At 38.3% G+C, this 22,660-nt stretch carries 21 protein-coding genes, 1 tRNA gene, 1 pseudogene and 1 other annotated feature; of the genes and pseudogenes, 16 read left to right on the top strand and 7 right to left on the bottom strand.

Features of this window, described 5'->3' with window-relative positions; genetic code table 11:
- Positions 1 to 136: 136 nt before the first annotated feature.
- A protein-coding gene (locus R2H34_RS10280; RefSeq protein WP_108565306.1) for an IS3 family transposase occupies positions 137 to 1,359 on the bottom strand; the annotation gives its coding sequence in 2 pieces (ribosomal slippage) (positions 137 to 1,083 and positions 1,083 to 1,359; 1,224 coding nt in all).
- Positions 968 to 1,084 (bottom strand) — a sequence feature (AL1L pseudoknot). Its footprint overlaps the gene before it by 117 nt.
- A gap of 196 nt (positions 1,360 to 1,555) precedes the next feature.
- Here R2H34_RS10280 and R2H34_RS10285 point away from each other — a divergent pair.
- The 4 genes from R2H34_RS10285 to R2H34_RS10300 all read left to right on the top strand — a co-directional run bounded on the left by R2H34_RS10285 (position 1,556) and on the right by R2H34_RS10300 (position 3,686).
- On the top strand, positions 1,556 to 2,485 hold the full coding sequence (locus R2H34_RS10285) for a lauroyl acyltransferase (protein ID WP_087540799.1): 930 nt from the start codon (positions 1,556 to 1,558) through the stop codon (positions 2,483 to 2,485).
- Between the two features lie 117 nt (positions 2,486 to 2,602).
- Positions 2,603 to 2,679: transfer RNA gene (locus tag R2H34_RS10290), tRNA-Met, on the top strand.
- 274 nt (positions 2,680 to 2,953) lie between these two features.
- Positions 2,954 to 3,175 carry a cold-shock protein gene (locus tag R2H34_RS10295; protein WP_004911781.1) on the top strand — a complete coding sequence of 74 codons (222 nt, stop codon included), beginning with the start codon at positions 2,954 to 2,956 and terminating at the stop codon, positions 3,173 to 3,175.
- A 277-nt stretch (positions 3,176 to 3,452) separates the two neighbouring features.
- Entirely contained in the window at positions 3,453 to 3,686 is a 234-nt protein-coding gene (locus R2H34_RS10300) for a hypothetical protein (RefSeq protein ID WP_004962567.1), read from the top strand.
- A gap of 76 nt (positions 3,687 to 3,762) precedes the next feature.
- On the opposite strand, the gene R2H34_RS10305 is transcribed toward R2H34_RS10300, so the two are convergent.
- On the bottom strand, positions 3,763 to 4,329 hold the full coding sequence (locus R2H34_RS10305; protein WP_004962571.1) for a lysozyme: 567 nt from the start codon (positions 4,327 to 4,329) through the stop codon (positions 3,763 to 3,765).
- 222 nt (positions 4,330 to 4,551) lie between these two features.
- Between R2H34_RS10305 and R2H34_RS10310 the strand changes: the two genes are divergently transcribed.
- The gene (locus R2H34_RS10310; protein ID WP_004962575.1) at positions 4,552 to 5,106 is read left to right on the top strand and encodes a 1-acyl-sn-glycerol-3-phosphate acyltransferase; all 555 of its coding nucleotides are present in this window, start codon (positions 4,552 to 4,554) and stop codon (positions 5,104 to 5,106) included.
- A 142-nt stretch (positions 5,107 to 5,248) separates the two neighbouring features.
- Positions 5,249 to 5,998, top strand: a complete 750-nt coding sequence (locus R2H34_RS10315) for a YebC/PmpR family DNA-binding transcriptional regulator (RefSeq protein ID WP_004954784.1) — start codon at positions 5,249 to 5,251, stop codon at positions 5,996 to 5,998.
- Positions 5,999 to 6,041: 43 nt separating this feature from the next.
- Here R2H34_RS10315 and R2H34_RS10320 read toward each other — a convergent pair whose 3' ends face one another.
- Positions 6,042 to 6,512: an Lrp/AsnC family transcriptional regulator gene (locus R2H34_RS10320; protein WP_087540798.1), complete on the bottom strand. Its 471-nt coding sequence runs from the start codon at positions 6,510 to 6,512 to the stop codon at positions 6,042 to 6,044.
- Between the two features lie 459 nt (positions 6,513 to 6,971).
- Positions 6,972 to 7,742, bottom strand: coding sequence for a glutathione S-transferase family protein (locus R2H34_RS10325; RefSeq protein WP_087540796.1), 771 nt, complete (start codon positions 7,740 to 7,742; stop codon positions 6,972 to 6,974).
- Positions 7,743 to 8,099: 357 nt separating this feature from the next.
- On the opposite strand from R2H34_RS10325, the gene R2H34_RS10330 reads away from it, so the two are divergent.
- The 7 genes from R2H34_RS10330 to ychF all read left to right on the top strand — a co-directional run bounded on the left by R2H34_RS10330 (position 8,100) and on the right by ychF (position 15,731).
- On the top strand, positions 8,100 to 9,311 hold the full coding sequence (locus tag R2H34_RS10330; protein WP_087540794.1) for an SfnB family sulfur acquisition oxidoreductase: 1,212 nt from the start codon (positions 8,100 to 8,102) through the stop codon (positions 9,309 to 9,311).
- Between the two features lie 13 nt (positions 9,312 to 9,324).
- Complete coding sequence (locus R2H34_RS10335) at positions 9,325 to 10,548, top strand: SfnB family sulfur acquisition oxidoreductase (protein ID WP_087540792.1); 1,224 nt, start codon at positions 9,325 to 9,327, stop codon at positions 10,546 to 10,548.
- Positions 10,548 to 11,960 carry an LLM class flavin-dependent oxidoreductase gene (locus R2H34_RS10340; protein ID WP_087540790.1) on the top strand — a complete coding sequence of 471 codons (1,413 nt, stop codon included), beginning with the start codon at positions 10,548 to 10,550 and terminating at the stop codon, positions 11,958 to 11,960. Before R2H34_RS10335 ends, R2H34_RS10340 begins: the two co-directional genes overlap by 1 nt.
- A 27-nt stretch (positions 11,961 to 11,987) precedes the next feature.
- Positions 11,988 to 12,818 carry a MetQ/NlpA family ABC transporter substrate-binding protein gene (locus R2H34_RS10345; RefSeq protein ID WP_087540788.1) on the top strand — a complete coding sequence of 277 codons (831 nt, stop codon included), beginning with the start codon at positions 11,988 to 11,990 and terminating at the stop codon, positions 12,816 to 12,818.
- Positions 12,819 to 12,829: 11 nt separating this feature from the next.
- Entirely contained in the window at positions 12,830 to 13,900 is a 1,071-nt protein-coding gene (locus R2H34_RS10350; RefSeq protein ID WP_087540786.1) for a methionine ABC transporter ATP-binding protein, read from the top strand.
- On the top strand, positions 13,881 to 14,540 hold the full coding sequence (locus R2H34_RS10355; RefSeq protein WP_087540784.1) for a methionine ABC transporter permease: 660 nt from the start codon (positions 13,881 to 13,883) through the stop codon (positions 14,538 to 14,540). The genes R2H34_RS10350 and R2H34_RS10355 overlap by 20 nt, the downstream gene beginning before the upstream one ends.
- Before the next feature lie 99 nt (positions 14,541 to 14,639).
- Entirely contained in the window at positions 14,640 to 15,731 is a 1,092-nt protein-coding gene (gene ychF / locus R2H34_RS10360; protein WP_042892112.1) for a redox-regulated ATPase YchF, read from the top strand.
- Between the two features lie 85 nt (positions 15,732 to 15,816).
- On the opposite strand, the pseudogene R2H34_RS10365 reads toward ychF, so the two are convergent.
- Together R2H34_RS10365 and R2H34_RS10370 are read right to left on the bottom strand one after the other, a co-directional pair.
- Positions 15,817 to 16,386, bottom strand: a pseudogene (locus tag R2H34_RS10365) (hypothetical protein).
- A 128-nt stretch (positions 16,387 to 16,514) separates the two neighbouring features.
- Positions 16,515 to 17,045 (bottom strand): DUF962 domain-containing protein, encoded by a 531-nt coding sequence (locus R2H34_RS10370; RefSeq protein ID WP_087540782.1) that lies wholly within the window; start codon positions 17,043 to 17,045, stop codon positions 16,515 to 16,517.
- Positions 17,046 to 17,151: 106 nt separating this feature from the next.
- On the opposite strand from R2H34_RS10370, the gene R2H34_RS10375 reads away from it, so the two are divergent.
- Entirely contained in the window at positions 17,152 to 17,856 is a 705-nt protein-coding gene (locus R2H34_RS10375) for a Crp/Fnr family transcriptional regulator (RefSeq protein ID WP_004911831.1), read from the top strand.
- 143 nt (positions 17,857 to 17,999) lie between these two features.
- On the opposite strand, the gene R2H34_RS10380 is transcribed toward R2H34_RS10375, so the two are convergent.
- Positions 18,000 to 18,461 (bottom strand): hypothetical protein, encoded by a 462-nt coding sequence (locus R2H34_RS10380; RefSeq protein WP_004911833.1) that lies wholly within the window; start codon positions 18,459 to 18,461, stop codon positions 18,000 to 18,002.
- Between the two features lie 268 nt (positions 18,462 to 18,729).
- Here R2H34_RS10380 and purT point away from each other — a divergent pair, with 268 nt between their 5' ends.
- Positions 18,730 to 19,947 carry a formate-dependent phosphoribosylglycinamide formyltransferase gene (gene purT, locus R2H34_RS10385; RefSeq protein WP_171293847.1) on the top strand — a complete coding sequence of 406 codons (1,218 nt, stop codon included), beginning with the start codon at positions 18,730 to 18,732 and terminating at the stop codon, positions 19,945 to 19,947.
- A gap of 24 nt (positions 19,948 to 19,971) precedes the next feature.
- Positions 19,972 to 22,638, top strand: a complete 2,667-nt coding sequence (glnD, locus tag R2H34_RS10390; protein ID WP_004911835.1) for a [protein-PII] uridylyltransferase — start codon at positions 19,972 to 19,974, stop codon at positions 22,636 to 22,638.
- Positions 22,639 to 22,660 lie beyond the last annotated feature (22 nt).

Here is a 22,660-nt window from a genome sequence, read left to right on the forward strand (position 1 = left end):
TTACCCTATCAATCGTATGCGTAAAATCATTTACGAAAATATAAGTACTGTTCGCCATCAGATGAACGTTACCCAAAGAATTGAGCCGTGAATAACATTGAACCGTACCGGGTTTGTCGGAGACTTTTTATTTAAGTTAGGCCACCTGACCTAACGGGTTAATCTTATCATAGTACATTGCTTCAAACTCAAAAGGCGATACATAACCCAGTGCACTGTGTACACGCTTTTTGTTGAACCAATCTACCCAGTTTAGTGTCGCAAGCTGTACATCCGCTAAACCTTGCCAATCTGCTTTTAAATATTCAATCACCTCTGTTTTGTATAAGCCATTCACTGTTTCAGCCAAAGCATTATCGTATGAATCACCAGTCGTACCGACTGATGCTCTTAAATTTGCTGCTTCTAAACGATTGGTATAGCGAATCGAAAGATATTGCACACCCCTGTCGGAATGATGAATCACATTCTTTGGCATGCCTCGATCATGCAATGCTTGCTCCAATGCATCGAGCACCATATCTGTATTCATCCGTGTAGATACTTTCCATCCAACAATGGCTCGTGAGAACACATCAATAACAAATGCGGTATATACCCAGCCTGAATGAGTTTGAATATAGGTAAAGTCACCCACCCATAGTTGGTTTGGATGATCAGCATTAAAATTACGTTTCACTAAATCATCTGCCCGTTTTTGGTCATCTCGGTTACGGGTGGTTTGTTTATTCTTATTACCACGCCAAAGACCTTGTATACCTAGCTTTTGCATCAATCGAGCAACTGTACAACGTGCAATAACATAACCCTCACGTTTTAATTTTTGCCAGACTTTACGTACACCATATCGACCTGAACTTTCCTTCCAAATTCGTTTAATTTGTTCAGCATGATGCTCATCATGTAGATCTCGTTTCGCTCGATGTTCTGGATTGTCAGCGAGATCTAAAGTTCGGTAATAGGTTGAAGCTGCGATCGGTAAAATCCTACAAATCGCATCAACACCATATCGATCTTTATTGTTATGGATAAAATCCACCATTATTTGTATGGGCGGTCGAGCTCCGCCTGGGCGAAAAAAGCGGCTGCTTTACATAGAATTTCATTGGCACGCTTTAATTCTTTAATTTCACGTTCCATTTGCTTCATTTTTTCTTGATCAGATATCTGTTGTACTTTAATAGGATTTTGCTGATCTAAATGCTTTTGATGCCAGGCACGAAGTGTTTCAGGAGTACAACCGATCTTAGGCGCAATTGCTGTGATTGCAGCCCAAGTAGAAGGATAATCTTTTTCAGATTCAATCAATAATTGAACCGCTCTTTCTCTGATTTCAGGGGTATATTTTAATTTTGTCATCGGGATAGTCTCTCAGAATATTGACTCTCCGACAAACCCGGTACGGTTCACATCTCAATTCTAGATACATTAATCTAATGTAAAATAATAACTTAAGAATATAGTGAATATGCTTTTCTAGAAGTAAAGATTTCTCTAAAACAAATAAATCTAAAATATGCTAGGCTGGTGAGTTTTTTAAACGAAACAGACTGCTATGAAAACCAACAAACATTATGAGGCAGGAAAGTTTCAGTGGGCTTTTTTACTGCCCAAATACTGGGGTATTTGGATTGCAATATCCTTACTTATGATCGGTGCAATATTACCTTGGTCTATTCAGCACAGAGTTGCAAATTGTTTAGCAAAATTTGCATGGAAATATCTTCATTCAAGAAGAAAAACTACACTTAAAAACTTAATGATATGTTTTCCCGAAAAAGATGCTGAATCATTATACAAAGATGGTCAAGAGGTCTTTTTCAATACCATGCTTGGGGTATTTGAAGCATTAAATGCATGGTATTGCCCTAAATGGTATGAAAATAGAATTCATATTCATGGTATCGAACACATTAAATCAGCAAAAGGACATGGAATATTACTATTAGGAAGTCATACCACGCTACTGGATGCTGGAGGATTTATCAGTAGTCGCTTCTTTGATCTAGATGTAGTTTATCGCCCTCAAAACAATCCTCTACTTGATATGATGATTACAAGATGCAGAGCATCTAGCTATAAACATCAAATCTCAAAAGATGATATGAAAGGGTTAATTAGCAGTCTAAAAGCTGGACGAGCTATCTGGTATAGTCCCGATCAAGATTTTGGACTGAAACAAGGTGTGATGGCCCCCTTTTTCGGTGTACAGGCAGCAACATTAACCGCACATAGGCGTCTAATTAAAATTGCAAATGCTGTAGCGATTCCTTTATTTTTCTATCGAACTGGTGATATTAAAAATCCTCAGTATCATATTTTATTAGAGAAGCAGCTTGAGAATTTTCCCACAAATGATGAAATTAATGATGCGACTCGTGTAAATTTAATATTAGAAAATCAAATTCGTACTCAACCAACACAATATATGTGGTTCCATCGCCGCTTTAAAACACGATTAGTAGGTCAAGATAAGATCTATTAATTATAGATAAAATCATGTTAAAACCTCAATAAAGGTTAAAAATACTTCAGATAGCATTATTTATTGAAGATTTATTTGACCTTATCAATTATACCGCGTATAACGTCAACTCACTGGTGCGGGGTGGAGCAGTCTGGTAGCTCGTCGGGCTCATAACCCGAAGGTCGTTGGTTCAAATCCAACCCCCGCATCCAATTATTTAAGTTTTTTTAGAAAAATATTCTGTATTAATCTTATGTAATTCATAACATTAATATTGGTTCATTTTTTAATCTAAAAATAAAGATTGCTAATTCACATATAAAGCGTATAGTGAATATACACGATAAGAAAATATATTTTTGTCTCATTAAAATTCTCATTTTGCATGAATACTTCCCGCTTATTTGATATTTTAGTTTCAAGTTTATTATTTTAAAATCAGTCTTTTATAAATTTATTCTCATCAAGAGAAAGGATATTATTATTATGTCAAATGGTATGAATGGTACAGTTAAATGGTTTAACGAAACTAAAGGTTTTGGTTTTATTCAGTCAGATAATGGTCAAGATGTTTTCGCTCACTACAGCGAAATTGCAAACAACGGATTTAAAACACTTTTTGAAGGTCAACGCGTTAAATTTGACGTAATGCAAGGTAAAAAAGGTTTACAAGCAAGTAATATTTCTGTTCTTGCATTGAACTCTTAACTCCATTTGCTAATTTAGTTAATTCCAGTCAAAAATATCAAAACTTATAGCTGAAAATACCATAAACTTTTCATCTTACGGTCTTAGAATATTACTAAATTTGCTCAGCAAGCCTACTTATAGAAGTGGGCTTATTTCTTATTAGATAAACCATTAAATAGAATATAAAATTAAAATCTCTCGAATAAAATTTTCATAGAATTTAAATATTGCATTTACATTACAAAGCTTAATTTTTATGTTAGGATAAGATCGAATCTAAGATCATCTTATAAATATGTGCAATATTAGTATATTAGAAGAATTAAACCAATCTATTGAGTACTATTTAAATAGAAATGGACAATATCCAAGTCGAATTATTTTAGGTTATAAAACCTATACTGAACTTATGCATCAAAAGAAATTTTCAGACGAATTAAAACATTCTGCTATAGAACCTAATAAGCGTAAGTACAGAAAAATTAAAATTAAGCTAACTCAAGATGATCACCAGTTAGAGTTACGATAGCTCTATTCGTTATTAGAAAGTCCCCCTTAACGTATTTACTGTTTCAATCTTAATTTATTGAATAGAATTCCAATAATTATTTTAGAAATAGTTCTTTTTCAGCATGTCGACGTCTCACCAATCCACGCATCACATTCCCTCCAGCCTTATTCCAAACCCCAAATTGTTCGGCTGCTGCTGAATATTCACCCATATTTAGATACTTTAATAATGTTGATGTTCTAAATGCATTTTCACCAATGTTATAAGTCAATGATACAAGGGCATCGAACTGATTTTGCTTTAATGAAACATTAACAAGCTGATTTACTGTACGCTGAAACCTTAATAAATCATGTTGAAAATAAGCTTTTGCTTCACTTTCAGTGCAGGTTTCACCTCTTTTAACTATCACTCCATTTGGATAAATCGTTGTTCCATATCCAATAGTCCAAGTGCCTGCTCCATCATCATAAGATTTTAATCTCAGATCTTCAAACTCCATGATGAAGCGCATTCCAGCATGGCTTATTTGCATAGGCACTATGGCTTCAACTTCAGTTTCATCATATGCAGTTGCTATATTAGAGTTCGATGTCTCTGATCTAGAACTCACTTGGTATTGATTGATCATTTGTTTTAGCCACTTCTTAAAGCTTTTCACCAAGTTTTTCTCGAATCTAAATTAAGTGAGTTCAGCATATTCATGCTGTGATTACGAGTTTGTTATGGTAACAACCTTACATATCACTGAATCAACAGATCAGAATTATTTGCTATTCCTTGAAAAATATTCAATTTGCCGAAATCATGAAGTTGTGGTTGTTAAGGATATATATTTTCACAATAAGTCATATTAAACTGCTGTGATTCTTTTGAACGATGAATGACTGCTATGAAAAAAATTATTGGAAAATCAATCTTTAAGGCAGCAGGCTGGACATATCAAGTTGATCCCGCAATTTTGGAACAAAAACAAGTGATTATTGGATTTGAACATACATCAAATCTAGATACTATTCTTTCACTCGCTTTGTTTGAAATTTTACAACTCAAAGTTCATACATTGATTAAAAAGGAACTCTTCAAAGGTCCTCTTAAACCTATTTTAGAAAAGCTAGGTGGCATTCCTGTTGATCGTAAAGCAAATAAAGACATAGTGACGCAAATGGTCGACTTATTTAAGCGTAATGAGCGCTTTAATTTAGTCATAGCTCCAGAGGCAACACGCGCAAAAAATGGTGAAGATCGCAAACCAATTCGTACAGGATTTTGGCATATTGCTAAAGCAGCCAACGTACCTATTATTTTGATGTATGCCAATGCACGTACAAAACAAGGTGGTATTTTAGGAAAAATTTATCCTACAGATTTACAAAAAGATTTGGAACAAATCAAAGCTCTTTATGCTGAATACGATATTGACGTAAAGATTAACTAATTTTTGCATTCTTTCTGATCAATCTTTAATACATGATCAGGAATTTAAATTTTGAATGCTTAATGCGGTGGTTTTCAACAAAACTATCGCTATGCTAATATTCACGCACTTTTTTGAGTTTTAATTTTTTGGAGTTACTTCCATGGCGGGTCATTCTAAATGGGCCAATATTAAGCATCGTAAAGCTAAACAAGATGCAAGTCGCGGTAAAGTTTTTACTAAATACATCCGTGAAATCGTAACAGCTTCACGTTTAGGCGGGCCAGATGCAGCGAGTAACCCTCGTTTACGTGCCGTTGTTGAAAAAGCACTTTCTGTGAATATGACACGTGACACCATCAACCGTGCGATCCAACGTGGTGCTGGTGGCGAAGATAATGATGATTTAAAAGAAGTAACCTATGAAGGTTATGGTGTTGGTGGTGTTGCAGTTATCGTTGAAACCATGACTGATAACTTAAACCGTACTGTTCCAGATGTTCGTCATTGCTTTAGTAAAACCAATGGCAACTTGGGTACCAACGGTTCAGTAGCGTACCTATTCACTAAGCGCGGCGAAATTTCTTTTGATGATGTTTCATTAGAAGACAAAGTGATGGAAGTTGCCTTAGAAGCTGGTGCTGATGACATCGAGATCGATGAAGACAGTATCTTAGTTATCACTAGTCCAGAAAGTTTTGGTGATGTTCAAGATGCGCTTACAGCAGCAGGATTAAAATCTGACAATGCCGAAGTGGTCATGAGCCCATCGACTAAAGCTGAAATCAACGATATCGATCAAGCTAAACAGATCATGAAAATGATTGATATGCTTGAAGATCTTGATGATGTTCAAAACGTTTATACAAACGTGGAATTTACAGAAGAAGTTTTAGCTCAACTCGATGCTTAACTGATTCAAATGAGTAAAAAATGCATCTTTTTAGATGCATTTTTTATAGCTTATTTAAAAGCTTATAACAGTTGAAAACATTATATTCTTTGATCACAAAACTCGAATGAAGTGCGACTACACTGTCGATCTTACCAATACGGCGTAATAAAATTTCACTGTAGTCATCCATATTTCTCGCTACCAGTTCTAAAATAAAATCTGCACTCTGCCCTGTTACCAGAAATGCATTGATCACTTCTGGAATATCTTCAATTTCTTCTAAAAACTTATCAAAAGTTTCGCTGTCATGCTTACTAAGCGACACTTGCAAAAGAATGTGCAGACTAAAACCAAGCTTATTAAAGTTAATTTCTCGTTTAAGTTGCCCCATTACTTGGGATTCAATTAAATTTTTAATACGGCGATGCACTGAACTTACAGATAGATTAATACGCTCTGACAATTCATTCAGATTTACGTCTTCATGAGTCAAAATTTCAAGAATTTGCTTATCAAATCGATCTAATTCCATAGTACAGTCCATATGATTTCTAACTTATTTTATCGGAACTGCTTAAAACAAATTTTTAAGGGTCAAGGGAAAACATACGTTTAACTTTTGACAATGTTGTATGGATAACACGAACATTATTCCGATAAACTTTTGGTTTATCTTTGTCTCAAAGCCGAAACAAAACCTTTTGAGTAAATGTTCGACTCATCTCCCAATAGTCAAACAACTCGTTTCGATCCCCATCACACCCTGAAACATAAGATAACAAAGCCTTCTTACAATTATTTCCCTCTTTTAACTTTTTTTAAAGTAAATTTGGAAAATATTTCTAATATTTTTAGCTTAAAACGAATTTTCTTTTAATAAATCATGTTATTCATTAATAATTTCTTAGATTTTTGATAGTTACCCCATTTAATTTCTCATAAAAAAGCCCTGATATTTTGTATCAAGGCTAATATTGGTGTGGATTAGCGATCACATTCCACGCCAATCCACTCGCGCGTTACGTTCAGTTGCATAAATACGCTGTACATATTGTCCTAATGGTAGATCAAGTAAATCGTCATGATATTGTTTCAATTCACCTGAAAATTGCTCAAGATCATCATTTTCAAGTTCCCAAGGAGTACCCTTGATCACAAGCAGCGGTGCCAGCATAGAACAGACTGCAATATCGGCTAATCCCAAACGATCTCCAACCAAATAACGTCCTTGATTATCGATCAAACGCTGATTTAAATCTGCAATCAATTCCGTCATTCGTATTTTCGATTTTTCAACTTTTTCTGGATTCAGTTTGTAATTCGTTGAAACTAAACTCTTCAAAATAGGTTTTGAGATTTTCTCAAATTGGCGTAAGTAACCCTGTTCACCCATCATAATTTCAAGTGGATGATCACCAATAGAAAGTGCCTGTGCTAATGTCCAACGGCGTACATGAATCCCTAATTCACCCACAAACTCATCAATATCAAGAGCCTGTTTGCGTAAACTTTCGTCACGTCTAAGTAATGCATGTTCGGGATAAGTCGCATCAAGATAGAGGGCGATCTTGGTTGAATCTGCAACCCAGCGTTTGTCATCTTTCAACATTGGCAAAAAAAATTGCCCTGATTTGAGATAGGTAAACGCGCGATGAAAACCTGGAATTAAATTATGTGCAACATAGTCCAATTCCTTATGATCTAACAACCAGCGAGCTTTTTCACAATAGTGAGATAAAGGAAATTGGTATAAAACCCGCATAGACACTCCAAATTTATTTTTCTATTCGATCAAACATAAACTTTTCCCTACTTTAGAAGTAAAAGTGAATGATTACAATGTCGTTTTTGCTCTATCTTTTTTAATTTTGGCTAAAGCTTGCTATACATTTTTTAGATGAAGTTATTCTATTTAGTCATAAAAAAACTATTTTTGTAGCTTTAGGTTTACATCAAAAGTGATAAACAATTGTTTTCACTAAAATTTAAATATCACTTTTTATTTCATTTTTCTCATAAAAAATGCTTAACAATTATTGTGATATACAAGCCAAAACTGATGGTTTAGTGGAAAAGTAAAACTTTTGTAAAGTTCCTCTTATCTATTAGAGGTGTCTACATGTCCAGTAATCTATCAGTGATCCAAGCTCCAGTACAACTGATTTTAAATGATCAGCAGGCCATTAATGCTGCCTATCAAGTTGCTGACTTTGCATTAGAAGAACGAAATAAACGAGACCAAAATCGTATTTTGCCAACGGAACAAATCAATCAGTTTAGTCAAAAGGGTTTAGGCGGTATCCGTATTCCAAAACAATATGGTGGTGCTTTTGTCTCCAATAAAACTTTGGCCCATGTGTTTCGTATTTTGAGTAAAGCAGACGCCAATGTTGGGCAAATTCCACAAAACCAATTCGGTCTTTTAAATTTTATTAATATCACGGGTTCAGATGCACAAAAACAGTTTATCTACACTGAAATTCTTGCAGGTAAACGCATTGCAAATGGTGGACCTGAAAAAAATTCCAAAGATACCAAAGCCATTCAAACCACTTTAAGCTTGGAAAATGGTCAATACTTTTTAAACGGGGAAAAGTTTTACTCGACTGGGACCAGCTTTGCAGATTGGTTAGCGATTCGTGCCTTGCATCCAGATGGCTACACCGTCTTGGCGATCGTTGACCGACATGCTGCTGGTGTTGAAGTGATTAATGACTGGAATGGCTTTGGTCAACGCACCACAGCCAGCGGAACAATAAAACTCCACAATGTCATCGCTGATCCCACATTATTCTTTGATGAACGCATTATTGCAGATACTCCAAATGTTCGTGGTGCCTATTCTCAACTGCTGCAAGTCGCGATTGATGTTGGAATCGCCGAAGCAGCTTTTGATGACACTTTATCTAGCATTCGTAAAGCACGTCCCATTATTGATGCAGGTGTAGAAAAAGCCAGTGAAGAACATTACACCTTACAAGAAGTTGGCAAGCTCAATATCCTGCTCGATGCAGCCATTTTATTACTGGATGATGCTGCTGAATATCTAGACGAACTTGATCAAATCGCTGCAATTTCTGCTGAGCAAGCTGCACATGCCTCTATTTTAGTAGCGGAAGCAAAGATCTATGCCAATGATGCTGCCCTGCATATCTCAGAAAAACTACTGGAACTTGGTGGAAGCCGTGCCAGCCTGAGCCAACATAATCTTGATCAGCATTGGCGCAATGCTCGCGTACATACCTTACACGATCCTGTGCGTTGGAAATTCCATGCCATCGGTGACTATTACCTCAATGGTACACAGCCTGCCCGCCATGCTTGGATTTAAGGAGCACATCATCATGACCTCTTATCAAGAACTACAAGGTTTTGCCAAAACCAATTTTAAAGCAGCGCATGTTATTCAGAGCGATAGCGAAGCACTGGAAATTGCAACTCAACTCAGTCAACAGTTTAAACAAAATGCGGTTGAACGTGATGCCAATCGAAACTTGCCGTTTACTGAAATCGAAACCTATAGTCAGTCAGGTTTATGGGCAATTACCGTACCTAAGCAATACGGCGGTGCAGAGGTTTCAAGTCTTACCGTTGCCAAAGTGATTGCGCTGTTTAGCGGCGCGGATGGTTCAATCGGTCAGATTCCACAAAACCATTTTTATGCATTGGAAGTATTGCGCAATACTGGTACGGAAGCGCAAAAGAAACGTCTCTATCAAGAAGTGTTACAAGGTGCGCGCTTTGGTAATGCACTGGCTGAATTTAAAACACGCACCTCTGCACATAAGCAAACCACATTGATTCCCAGTGAAAACGGCTATTTGATTCAAGGGGAAAAGTTTTATTGCACAGGTAGCCTATTCGCCCATCGTATTCCAACCTTAGTGGTGGATGAAGCGGGTAATGAATTTCTGGCTTTTGTAAAAAGAGACAGTCAAGGCTTAGAGTTGATTGATGACTGGTCTGGCTTTGGGCAACGCACCACGGGCAGCGGTACAGTCAAATTTAATCAGGTCTTCGTTGCCAAAGAGGATGTGATTCCTTTTGATACCGCCTTTAAGCAACTGTCTTTGGTTGGCCCCTTTGCTCAAATCATGCATGCCGCGATTGAAGTCGGCATTGCCCGTGCAGCTTTTGAAGAAACACTGGAGCGTGTACGTGTGGCGCGTCCTTGGATTGATGCCAATATTGATTCCGCCACTCAAGATCCTTTAACCCTGTCTGCGCTGGGTCGTGTGGCAACCGATGTCAAAGCCAGCGAATTACTCCTCAAACAAGCAGCTCGATCTGTTGATGCTGCTAAATATGAGTTGAATGCTGAGAGCTTAGCCAAAGCCTCGATTGATGTTGCAAAAATACGTGCACATAGTACTGAAACAGCATTAAAGGCATCATCGAAACTGATTGAATTGGCAGGTAGTCGTGGCAGTCAACGTGCTGACGGTCTGGATCGACATTGGCGTAATGCACGTGTACATACCTTGCATGATGCTGCACGCTGGAAATATTACTTTATCGGTAATTATGTGTTGAATGGCATTCTGCCGCCACGTCGGGGGACTTTGTAATGAGTCAAACGACTGCTAAAAAAATTTTATTAAATGCCTTTGATATGAACTGTGTCGGTCATATCAATCATGGCTTATGGGCACATCCGCGGGATCAATCACATCGCTTTAATGAACTGAGTTATTGGACTGAACTGGCACAAACTTTAGAACAAGGTTTGTTTGATGGCTTATTCCTTGCAGATATTACAGGTGTTTATGATGTTTATCAAAATGGGATTGAGCTGACTTTAAAAGAATCAATTCAACTACCAAGTCATGATCCTTCCACCTTGATTTCGGCAATGGCTTTGGTGACACAGAATTTAAGTTTTGGTGTGACCGTCAATCTCAGTTATGAGCAGCCCTATCAATTTGCACGGCGTTTTGCCAGTCTTGATCATTTAACCCAAGGTCGTCTCGGCTGGAATATTGTCACAGGCTATCTGGATAGTGCCGAACGCTTAATTGGGCAAAAAGGTTTAAAAGATCATGATGCTCGTTATGATCAGGCCGAGGAGTTTTTACAACTTTGCTATCAATATTGGGAAGGTTCTTGGGAAAATGATGCCTTAAAAAAAGATAAGCAACAGCGCGTTTTTACTGATCCCAATAAAGTCCACACGATCAATCATCAAGGTCAATATTACCAAAGCCAAGGTGTATTTCAGGTTGCACCTTCGGTGCAACGTACTCCAACTTTATTCCAAGCTGGTGCATCACCGAAAGGTTTACAGTTTGCTACACGTCATGCGGAATGTATTTTTATTGGTGGTGATCAGCCTGAAAAGATTCGTCAGCAAGTCGATAAGATACGACTACAAGCACAGCAACAAGGGCGAGATGAAGATGCGATTAAAATCTTTGTCGGCATTACCGTTGTCGTCGCGGAAACACATGAACTTGCCCAGCAAAAACTGGCTGAATATCGTCAATATGCCAGCCCTGAAGCAGGTCTAGCGCATTATGCTAGTTCAGTCGGAATTGATCTTTCTAAGTTTGCAGATGAAGAAGTGATTCCTTATCAAAAGAGCAATAGCATTGCTTCCGTCAATGAGAAGTTTAAAGAACAGCGCATCAGCAAAAATGATCTGAAAGCACAGCATGTTTTGGGTGGACGTTATCCGCTCATTGTAGGCAGTGGTGCTGAAGTTGCTGAATATCTCATTGAACTACTCGATCAAACTGGCATGGATGGTTTTAACCTAACGCGTACGGTTGTACCTGAATCACACCATGACTTCATTCGACTGGTGATCCCTGAGTTACAGCAACGTGGACGTTATAAAACTGAATATGCAACGGGTTCACTGCGGAACAAACTGTTTACCCAAGGGGACCATTTAGCTGCCAGCCATCCTGCCGATCAGTTCCGATGTAGACAGCATAACAACGTAGATTACCTAAAAATAATTGAAGAAATTAGTGCTTAACATTTAAGAAAAGAATTGGAGAAATATATGGCTCAAACAGCCTCTAAAAAATGGCTTGGTATTGGCCTTGTCGTCGTTGTTGCGATTATTGCCTTATTGATTTGGAATAAACAAAGACAGAACCATAGCACTGAACTGGTGATTGGGATCAGTCCTTCTTTTGCTCATCCACTGCAAGTTGCAGCAGATGAAGCCAAACAACAAGGTTTGAATGTCAAATTGGTCGAGTTTTCAGACTGGAATACCCCAAACATCACTTTGAATCATGGCGATATTGATGCGAACTTTTTCCAGCATCAACCTTTTTTGGATAATGTCATTAAAGAAACTGGCTTTAAATTAAAGTCATTTGCTGCGGGTGCGGCTTCACATGTTGGACTGTATTCAAAAAAATATAAAAGTTTTGATGAACTTCCGAATGGTGCAACTGTTGCGATTCCGAATGATCCTGTCAATCAAGGGCGTGCTTTATTGCTATTGCAACAAGCTAAGTTGATTGAGCTGAAAGACAGCAATAATCACCTTTCTGCACTGAAGGACATTACAGCGAATCCGAAGAACCTGAAATTTACCGAAGTTGAAGGCCCTCAAACTGCACGTGCCATTGATGATGTTGATCTCGCTTTTGGCTATCCACATTACTTACGTTTAGCCAAAACGGCTGATCCTGAAAGTGCCTTGTTGTTTGATGACAACACCAATAAACGTTATGCGATTTTATTTGTGGTGCGTGATGATTATCAGGACAAAGACAACAAACTACAGAAATTTGTCGAGATTTATCAAAACTCAACAAAAGTTAAAACAGCCTTGGATAGCGATTTCGGTCCAACGTTGTGGTTCCCAGGTTGGAAATAAGGAGAACAATCATGGTGAGTTTTGGTTCACAGGTCGATTTTTCAGTTCCACATCTAAAAATACGTGGTTTAAATAAGTTTTATGATGTACAGGGCCAACGCTTACATGCCTTAAAAGACATTCATCTCGATATTCCCAAAGGACAGATTGTTGGGATTATTGGAAAAAGCGGTGCGGGTAAATCCTCCCTACTCCGCACCCTCAATGGACTGGAGTCGATTGATACTGGCAGCATCCTGATTCATCAACAAAATATTGCTGAACTCAAACATGCCGAGTTGATCAAGACCCGGCAGAAAATTGGCATGATTTTTCAGCATTTTAATTTAATGTCTGCCAAAACGGTGTGGGAAAACGTAGCTTTACCGCTACGTATAGCGGGTTATGACAAAGCTGAGATTGAACAACGCGTCAGTGAGGTACTGACGCTGGTTGGCTTAGAGGCAAAGCGAAATGATTACCCTGCTCAACTGTCTGGTGGACAAAAACAACGTGTGGGGATCGCACGGGCCTTGGTTTCTCAGCCCGAGATCCTACTCTGTGATGAAGCCACCTCAGCACTAGACCCTGAAAGTACCGCAAATATTCTGTCCTTATTAAAACAGATCAATCAGGACCTTGATTTAACCATTGTCTTGATCACCCATGAAATGCAAGTTATCCAAGAGATTTGCGATCAAGTGATCGTAATTGATCAGGGTGAAATTGTTGAAGCCGGGCAAGTCTGGTCGGTATTTTCCAATCCACAACAACAGATCACGCAGGAATTACTCAACTTTGAACAGGTGAATTTACCCTTTGAGTTGAGCCAAACCATTCTGCCTCAGAGTACGCATCAGATTTTAAAATTGAAATATGTCAGTGAGTCGAAATCGGTGCCTGATTTATATGAACTATTGGATGGCTTTAATAGCCCCGTTCAGGTGTATTACAGTCAGATAGATACCATTCAGCAACGTACCATCGGTTCACTAATCATCGGGATTCGCAATCTCGACTTTGATCTAAACCACTCACAATCTGAAAAACATCCTGCTATAACACAACTTGAGGTGATCGGTTATGTACAATCAACTCATTGATCTATTACTGACAGGCACTACCGATACTTTAATCATGGTCGGTGTTTCTGCAATTCTCGCCTTTTTGATTGGTCTGCCCATTGCCTTAATTTTGGTGAGTACTGCTGATTTTGGCATTTATCCTTCCAAGAAAATCAATCAATCCTTAGGCTGGATCATTAACATCACTCGATCAGTCCCCTTCCTGATTTTGATGGTGGCTTTGATTCCATTTACCCGATGGATCGTCGGCACCAGTTACGGCGTCTTGGCTGCAATTGTGCCCTTAACCATTGCTGCGATTCCGTTCTTCGCCCGTATTGCGGAGGTCAGTCTACGTGAAGTCGATCAAGGGTTGATTGAAGCAGCACAAGCAATGGGCTGTAACCGCAAGCAGATTCTTTGGCACGTGCTGCTTCCGGAAGCATTACCCGGAATTATTGCAGGTTTTACCGTGACTATTGTCACCATGATCAGTTCCTCTGCCATTGCAGGTGCGATTGGTGCAGGTGGGCTCGGTGATATTGCCTATCGTTATGGCTATCAGCGTTTTGATATGCAAGTCATGCTGGCGGTTATTTTAGTCCTGATTGTTTTGGTCATGTTGGTACAAACGACAGGTGATAATATTGCCAAACAACTCGATAAACGAAAAGTTTAAGCTTGAAATAAAAATCCACACTCGCCATGACCTGACTTTGTCATGGCTTTCATGTAAAATCAGCAGCAATTTTTAAATAACACATTTGTGAGTGGTTTCATGGGTTTTAATTGCGGTATTGTTGGTCTGCCAAACGTAGGTAAATCTACATTGTTCAATGCATTAACAAAGGCAGCGATTGCAGCTGAAAACTTTCCGTTCTGTACCATTGAACCAAACACAGGCATTGTTCCTGTTCCAGATCCACGTTTAGACAAACTTACAGCAATTGTTAAACCACAACGTGTTATTCCAACTACGATGGAATTCGTTGATATCGCAGGTTTGGTTGCTGGTGCTTCAAAAGGTGAAGGTTTGGGTAACCAATTCCTTGCCAATATCCGTGAAACAGATGCAATTGCACACGTGGTTCGTTGTTTTGAAGATGAAAACGTGATTCATGTAAATGGTAAAATTGACCCATTAGATGACATCGCGACCATCAATACTGAACTTGCACTTGCTGACCTTGATACTGTTGCAAAAGCATTACTACGCTTAACTAAAGCAGCTAAAGGTGGTGACAAAGATGCAATTGCTACTAAAGCAGCCTTAGAAAAAATCCAACCTTTACTCGATGAAGGTAAACCAGCACGTGCCGCTGATCTATCAGATGATGAACGTAAAGCTGTTCGTGGTTTTGGTTTAATGACACTTAAACCAACTATGTATATTGCTAACGTTGCAGAAGATGGTTTTGAAAATAATCCACATCTTGACGCAGTAAAAAAACTTGCTGCTCAAGAAAATGCGATTGTTGTACCACTTTGTAACCAAATCGAAGCTGAAATTTCATTATTAGAAGATGAAGACCGTGCTGAATTCTTAGAAGCAATGGGCATGGAAGAGCCAGGTCTAAACGTAGTGATTCGTGCAGGCTATAGCTTACTTGGCTTACAAACATACTTTACTGCAGGCGTACAAGAAGTTCGTGCTTGGACAGTTAAAGTGGGTGCGACTGCACCACAAGCGGCTGGTGTGATTCACACTGATTTTGAAAAAGGTTTTATTCGTGCAGAATGTATTTCTTACGATGACTTTATTCAATACAACGGTGAAAACGGCGCGAAAGAAGCAGGAAAATGGCGTCTAGAAGGTAAAACTTATGTCGTTCAAGACGGTGATGTCCTTCACTTCCGTTTCAACGTATAAATCAAAGTTTTGATTTCCAAACCGCCAATTTGACCTGATTGGCGGTTTTTTTATTTATTTATTACCACTTAAATTTAAAAACAACTTATAACAATAACTTTTTCAATTGTTGCGTTACATGCAATCTCGCTTTTTTCTGCTTAAAGATAGTTGGGATATGTAATAAAAAGAAAGAATGTCGATAATTTTTGTGGTCTCTTAGGTTTTCATTTAGATAATGATACAGATCCAAAGCAGCCTCACGATGAAACGCCCATAAAACTTGCTGTTTATACGTCACAGTGTAATAAGCATCATTCGGCCAGTTTAAATGATGCTTTTGTTGACAATTACATGATTCGCAAACGACTCCTCCATGACTTAGTCTGGAATAACGTGCATGCCAAACTTTTGCATCATAGCCTTTAGGTAAGTCTTGAATTTGTTAAATCGGAATTGATAGATTTGGATAATAAAATGCCGCATGCCAATAAGCTCCGCAACTATCCTGAAAGCGCTCATATTCAAAATCAGCATGTTGTTGGAAATACTCGACATCTTTCTTGAGTGTTATCTTGGCTATTCTGGCAAATTCGAAATTAGCTTTATCGACACAACATGGACATTTAATTTCTAATTTTTCAGGTAAGGACCAATATTCATAAATTCCTGTCATTTGCTCTTTAATAATAAATCATCAACCTAAACTGAAAATAAGCTTAGCAATTAGATCAAGCTTTTAGAATCAGTAAATGAAAAAGCCAAGTCGTTATGAGCTTGGCTTTTTAACTTGCAATAGATCAATTAAGACGCTGTTTGCGGTTTCATATCCATTTCTGCACGTTTCATTTGTGCTTCTTTTAAAATACGTTGATGTAATGGCTTACGGAATCCAAGTAGAAAAACGAACTCTGCCAATACAAATAGAGGTCCTATTGCTAAACCAATCAAATCATCAACAAATGCAGGTTTTTTCTTCTCGAAATAATGCCCTACAAATTGAAATACCCAACCTACTACAAAAATACCGATACTCGCTCCTAACCAGCTCCACATCGGTAATACGGCTATTTTTACTGCAAGTGGATATGCTGCGATGAATATAATCAACATTAGAATGCCAAATATATCTAGTGATATATAGTAAATCGCACTCAATACAATCAGTATCGATGCCAAAGTCACTGAAACTCCTGATATTTCTACTCCCACACGCGCAGTTAAGCATAAAATTGAAAAAACAATCAGTGGAATACCCACAAAATGGGTCACAATATTTTTCTGATCCAAATGATATGCAGCATACTGACTGAGTAGACGCTCCAAATTTGTCATTTTTAATTCCTCATATTATTTCTGTATGTTATTAATCTATTACAAATCAGCAAATAAAATTGTCATGTAGCTGACAAATGGATTTATATTTTTTAAAGGAAATAGAGTGTTAGATCCCATTCATATTCACCATTTACAGCAAAATTCGTGGTTTAGTCATCTTGCAGAGCCTTTCAAGCAGTTCATTTTGGATCATGGTAAGAAACTTATAATTGAAAAAAATGCCGCTGTGTTTAATGCTCAAGATCAATTCGATGGTGTGTATGGTGTTCTCGATGGCTCAATTAGTTTGGGTTACATAGACGTTAACGGTAATGAAGCAATTGCTGCTATCGCTGAACCAATCATGTGGTTTGGCGAGATTTCTCTCATAGACAAACAACCACGCTCTCATGATGCTATTGCATTGAAAAAAAGTGTTGTGCTTCAAATCCCAGCTCAACCTCTGAACGAGTTTTTATCTAAAAATCCCTATTATTGGTATTTCTTTGCCCTACTGACCAGTCAAAAACTTCGCTATGTCTTTTTAGAGCAAATTGCAATTCAAACTCAAACGATCAGTCAGCGTCTTGCTCAACGCTTGTTATTTATATTAGAAGGTTACGGTAACCGCTCATCCATTCAAGATCTAAATATTCAAATCTCACAAGATCAACTTGCCAATATGCTGACAGTCTCTAGGCAGACTGTAAATCAAGAATTGAATGCTTTCGAAAAACAAGGAATCATTCAATTAGGATTTAAAAAAATCATCGTTATAAATTTAGATGGGTTGAGACATTTAGCTGCGGTGAATAATCTGAATCAATAAAAGTAAAATGTTTGTTTGATATCCCAGATTTATTTTTCTAATAATGAGCAATCTAAGAACCTGAAAATAAAAAATTAAAAAAATAGAAGCTACATAAAACCTAAAGCGAAAATCGTATTCTCGCTTTAGGCGCAAATTTAAATTTACTTCGGTGAAGTATTACCTAATGCTGGATTGTCAATTGCATCCTTACACTGGGCTTTATCGCGCTCATAATCTGATTGCTTCTGACCTGAGTTATTTGCATTGTCTTTAACATCTCTAGCCCAACTATCTAGGCTTGTGAGCGCTTTACGACATAAAGCATATTTCCCTTCCGTCACAGAATCAGTCATTTTGACATTAATACGCCAATCTGTACTCAACTGACGGATAGGCTTTCTCACCTTCTCTTCGATATCAGTAACTTGCTTGTTATATACAAGTACATCTATCTCATTAATTAACTTCCAAGCAGCATTTGCATATGTTGTAGCGTCATTCGTTAATTTTGGAGCTGGTTTGATTTCAACCTTTTTCTCGCTTTCACTGTTTGAGTTACCACATGCAGCTAAAAAAGGACAAATCATCAGTGCTGCTAAAAGATGAACTCTTGCATTTAACATATCAATTCGCCGATGAAAAATTTGGTCTTTATGCTAGTCAATTTAGTCATAATTCTCAACGGCTGTTGACACATTATCATGCAGCTATGACATTAATCGTTTTAGACTCAATAAAATCATTTAATTTATATAAATAGTTGTCTTTCCATCTTGGATAAAGAAACTTAAAGCCATTATTTGTCTAACAAAAACCTATTATTTTTGTTCCTAGCGAGCTTAATTCAACAAAAAGTTCTGCTATGCTTAAACACAAATTACTCAGGATAGGATTATGCGCATGAGCGTCACTCTTGGAACTCCACTTCAATCTTCTGCATTTAAGGTTTTACTGTTAGGTTCTGGAGAGCTAGGTAAAGAAGTTGTTATATCTTTACAACGTTTAGGTGTCGAAGTTCATGCTGCTGATCGTTACGACGATGCACCTGCTATGCAAGTTGCTCATTATTCATATACTTTGAATATGGCTGATCCTACCGAATTAAAACAACTGATTGAAACAATCAAACCTAATCTAATCGTCCCAGAAATTGAAGCAATTGCGACTGAAGTTCTCGTCGAAATCGAACAGTCTCAAACGGCAACGGTGATCCCATCAGCAAAAGCTGTAAACCTTACGATGAATCGTGAAGGTATTCGCCGTTTAGCTGCTGAAGAACTTGGTTTACCAACTTCTGCATATCGTTTCGCGAGTACTTTGGAAAGCTTCCGTGCTGCATGCGATGATATTGGTTATCCAAACTTTGTAAAACCTGTAATGTCATCTTCTGGCAAAGGTCAATCTCGAGTAAAAAACTTTGATGAAGTTGATGCAGCTTGGGATTATGCAATGCAAGGTGGTCGAGTTAATCAAGGCACGGTGATCATTGAGTCACAAATTGATTTTGATTTCGAAATTACCCTACTTACAGTTCGTGCTAAAAATCCTCAAACTGGTGAGATTGAAACACATTACTGTGATCCAATTGGGCATCGCCAAGATGCTGGTGATTACGTAGAAAGCTGGCAACCTCAAGCAATGACTGCTGCAGCTTTACAAGAAGCAAAACGAATTGCTAATAAAGTTACGACTGCTTTGGGTGGTTGTGGTATTTTCGGTGTAGAGTTATTTATTAAAGGCGATAAAGTTTGGTTCAGTGAGGTATCACCTCGTCCTCATGATACTGGATTAGTTACCCTCGCTTCTCAGTTCCAAAGTGAATTTGAACTTCATGCACGTGCGATTCTAGGATTACCAGTCAATACTGAACGCCATAGTGTTGCTGCAAGCGCAGTGATTTATGCGGGTGTTGATGCAAAAAATCTTAACTTTTCTGGCTTGAATTTTGCTTTAGCAAACCCGAACACTGACTTGCGTTTGTTTGGTAAGCCTGAAGGTTTCAAACGCCGCCGTATGGGTGTTGCTACGGCACGTGCTGAAAATACAGACTTGGCTCGTGAACTGGCAAAACAAGCCGCAGATCAAGTGAATGTTCAAACCAACGTTTAACCTAAATTGAGTAGACCCATTTTCATGATCAATACATCTCCATTGCTGAACTATGTCACCAGCCATCATGATATTAAAGCTATTAACCAATGGCGAACCGATGTAGAAAAGCAATTACAAGAGAGTTATGAAAATGGGCAATCTATTCGTGAAGTAATTAAAGCTAGATCAAACTCTATTGATGAAGCACTGATTTTTTTATGGAATCATGCAGGTTTAGATCAAACGAATTTAGGGTTGTTCGCTGTAGGTGGATATGGTCGCCGTGAAATGCTGCCATATTCAGATACAGATATTATGATCTTGTCTGAAGATGAGATCAGTGAAGAACATGAAAAGCTGATTTCTTCTTTCATTTCCTCTTTGTGGGATGTTGGTAATTTTAAACCAGGTACCAGTGTACGCACGATTCAAAACTGTGTAGATCAAGCATCAAATGATTTAACAGTCGCTACTACCTTGATTGAAGCACGCTTGATCACAGGCAATGAAAACTTAGCAAAATGGCCACGTCGAATTGTCGCACAGACATGGACGGATAAAACCTTCTATGATGCGAAAATGGAAGAGCAAGCTAAGCGTTATGCTCAACACAATAATACTGAAAGCAATCTCGAACCAGATATTAAAAATGCGCCTGGCGGTATCCGTGACATCAATCAAATTGGTTGGATTGCTAAACGCCATTTTCGTGTAAATCGTATTTATGATCTTGTGCATTTAGGCTTTATTACAGAATTTGAACTTGCAGTTTTAGAAGAAGCAGAAAGCTTCTTATGGGAAATTCGTAGCCATTTACATCGTTTAGCTAAACGTGATGAAAATAGACTTTTATTCGATCATCAAAGAGAGATAGCTGCTAAATTTGGCTATGTTCGTGAAGAAGGTCAACCTGCCAACTATGGCGTTGAACAATTTATGAAACGTTACTATCGAACAGCACAGCAAGTTTCAACACTGAACGAAATGCTTTTAGCATATTTTAACGAGTCAGTGATTACCCCTCGCTTACCAGACTATGAACGTCAAATCGAAGACATCAATGAACGTTTCAAAATCGTAGATGGTAAACTTGCAGTACAGCACCACAAAGTTTTCTCTGAAGAGCCAAGTGCAATATTAGAGTTATTCTATTTACTCGCCAATCGTCCTGAAATAAAAGGGATTCGTGCGCGTACATTACGACTACTTGTGCTCGCAGCTAAACGAATCGATCAACGCTTCCGCGATAATCCAGAGCATCAAGCACTATTTATGTCGATTATTCGTTCACCCGATTTATATGACACTATGGTCGCGATGAAACGTTATGGCGTATTAGGTAATTACATCCCTGCTTTCGGTCAAATTACTGGGCTGATGCAATATGATCTTTTCCATATTTATACAGTCGATGCTCACACTTTATTATTGCTACGCAACCTAAGTCGTTTCAAAGAGCCTGAATTTGCGAAAGAATTTCCTGTCGTGAGTTCAGTGTTTCAACGTATTTCACGTCATGACATCGTTTATCTTGCTGCAATCTTCCATGATATTGCCAAGGGTCGTGGCGGTGATCACAGTGAACTCGGTGCTTTGGATGCGATTGAATTCTGTCGCACACACGGATTTACTGAACGTGAATGTAAACTTGTTGCATGGTTAATCAACAATCACTTACTGATGTCACTCACTGCTCAGAAAAAAGATATTTCTGACCCTGATGAAGTGAAAGAATTCGCTGAAAAAGTTGGTGATATGGAGCATCTTGATTATCTATACACGCTTACGGTTGCAGATATCAATGCGACAAATCCAAAACTGTGGAATACGTGGCGTGCTTCATTAATGCGTCAGTTGTATACCTATGCACGTGATGTGATTCGATCAGGTCTAGGTCGACCAGTTGATTATCAAATGCTGATTGAAGATACCAAGTTCGCTGCAAGTGAATTGTTAGTGAATGATTTTTCACTCGCTGAAGTAGAAAAGGTTTGGCAAGAACTTGGTGATGAATACTTTGTAAAAGAATCTGCAAATGAAATCGCTTGGCATACTCAAGCCATATTACAACACGGCGATAACCCTGCTCCGTTGGTATTGTTACGTGCTCACCGCAATGCTGCGCAAGATGCAGTACAAATTTTTATTTATACCCGTGATCAGCCAAACTTATTTGCCACAACAGTAGCCGTACTAGATCGTATGAACCTTGATGTTCAAGACGCCCGAATTATTACGGCAAGTACTGCGTTTAGTTTAGACACATATTTAGTCTTAGATCGTTTTGGTACCTTACTGACTGACCCAGAACGGGAACGAAAAGTGAAATTGGCATTGGTTGAAGCGCTCAGCCATCCTGACCAATACCCTGGTATCATGCAACGTCGTATACCAAGACATTTGCGCCATTTCGATGTTCAGAACACTGTCGATATCGCACTAAACCCTGCTTTACAACAGCATATGGTTGAAATATCGACACTTGACCAACCCGGTTTACTTGCACGTATTGGCGCTCTCTTCATGCTACAAGGTTTAGATATCCACTCAGCGAGGATTGCTACCCTAGGTGAACGTGCTGAAGATATTTTCTTTGTGACCAAAAAAAATGGTGTGTTGTTAACTGATGAAGAGGTCAAACTCTTTGCTGAGACACTGAAAGCGGCTCTTGATGAAGCATCAAACCAAATTTGTAATCCACCCTCTTAATTTTTATTGTTCGGTAACTGTT

The sequence above is a fragment of the Acinetobacter sp. 16 genome, from assembly GCF_033439925.1.
GTDB classification, from domain to species: Bacteria; Pseudomonadota; Gammaproteobacteria; order Pseudomonadales; family Moraxellaceae; genus Acinetobacter; species Acinetobacter junii.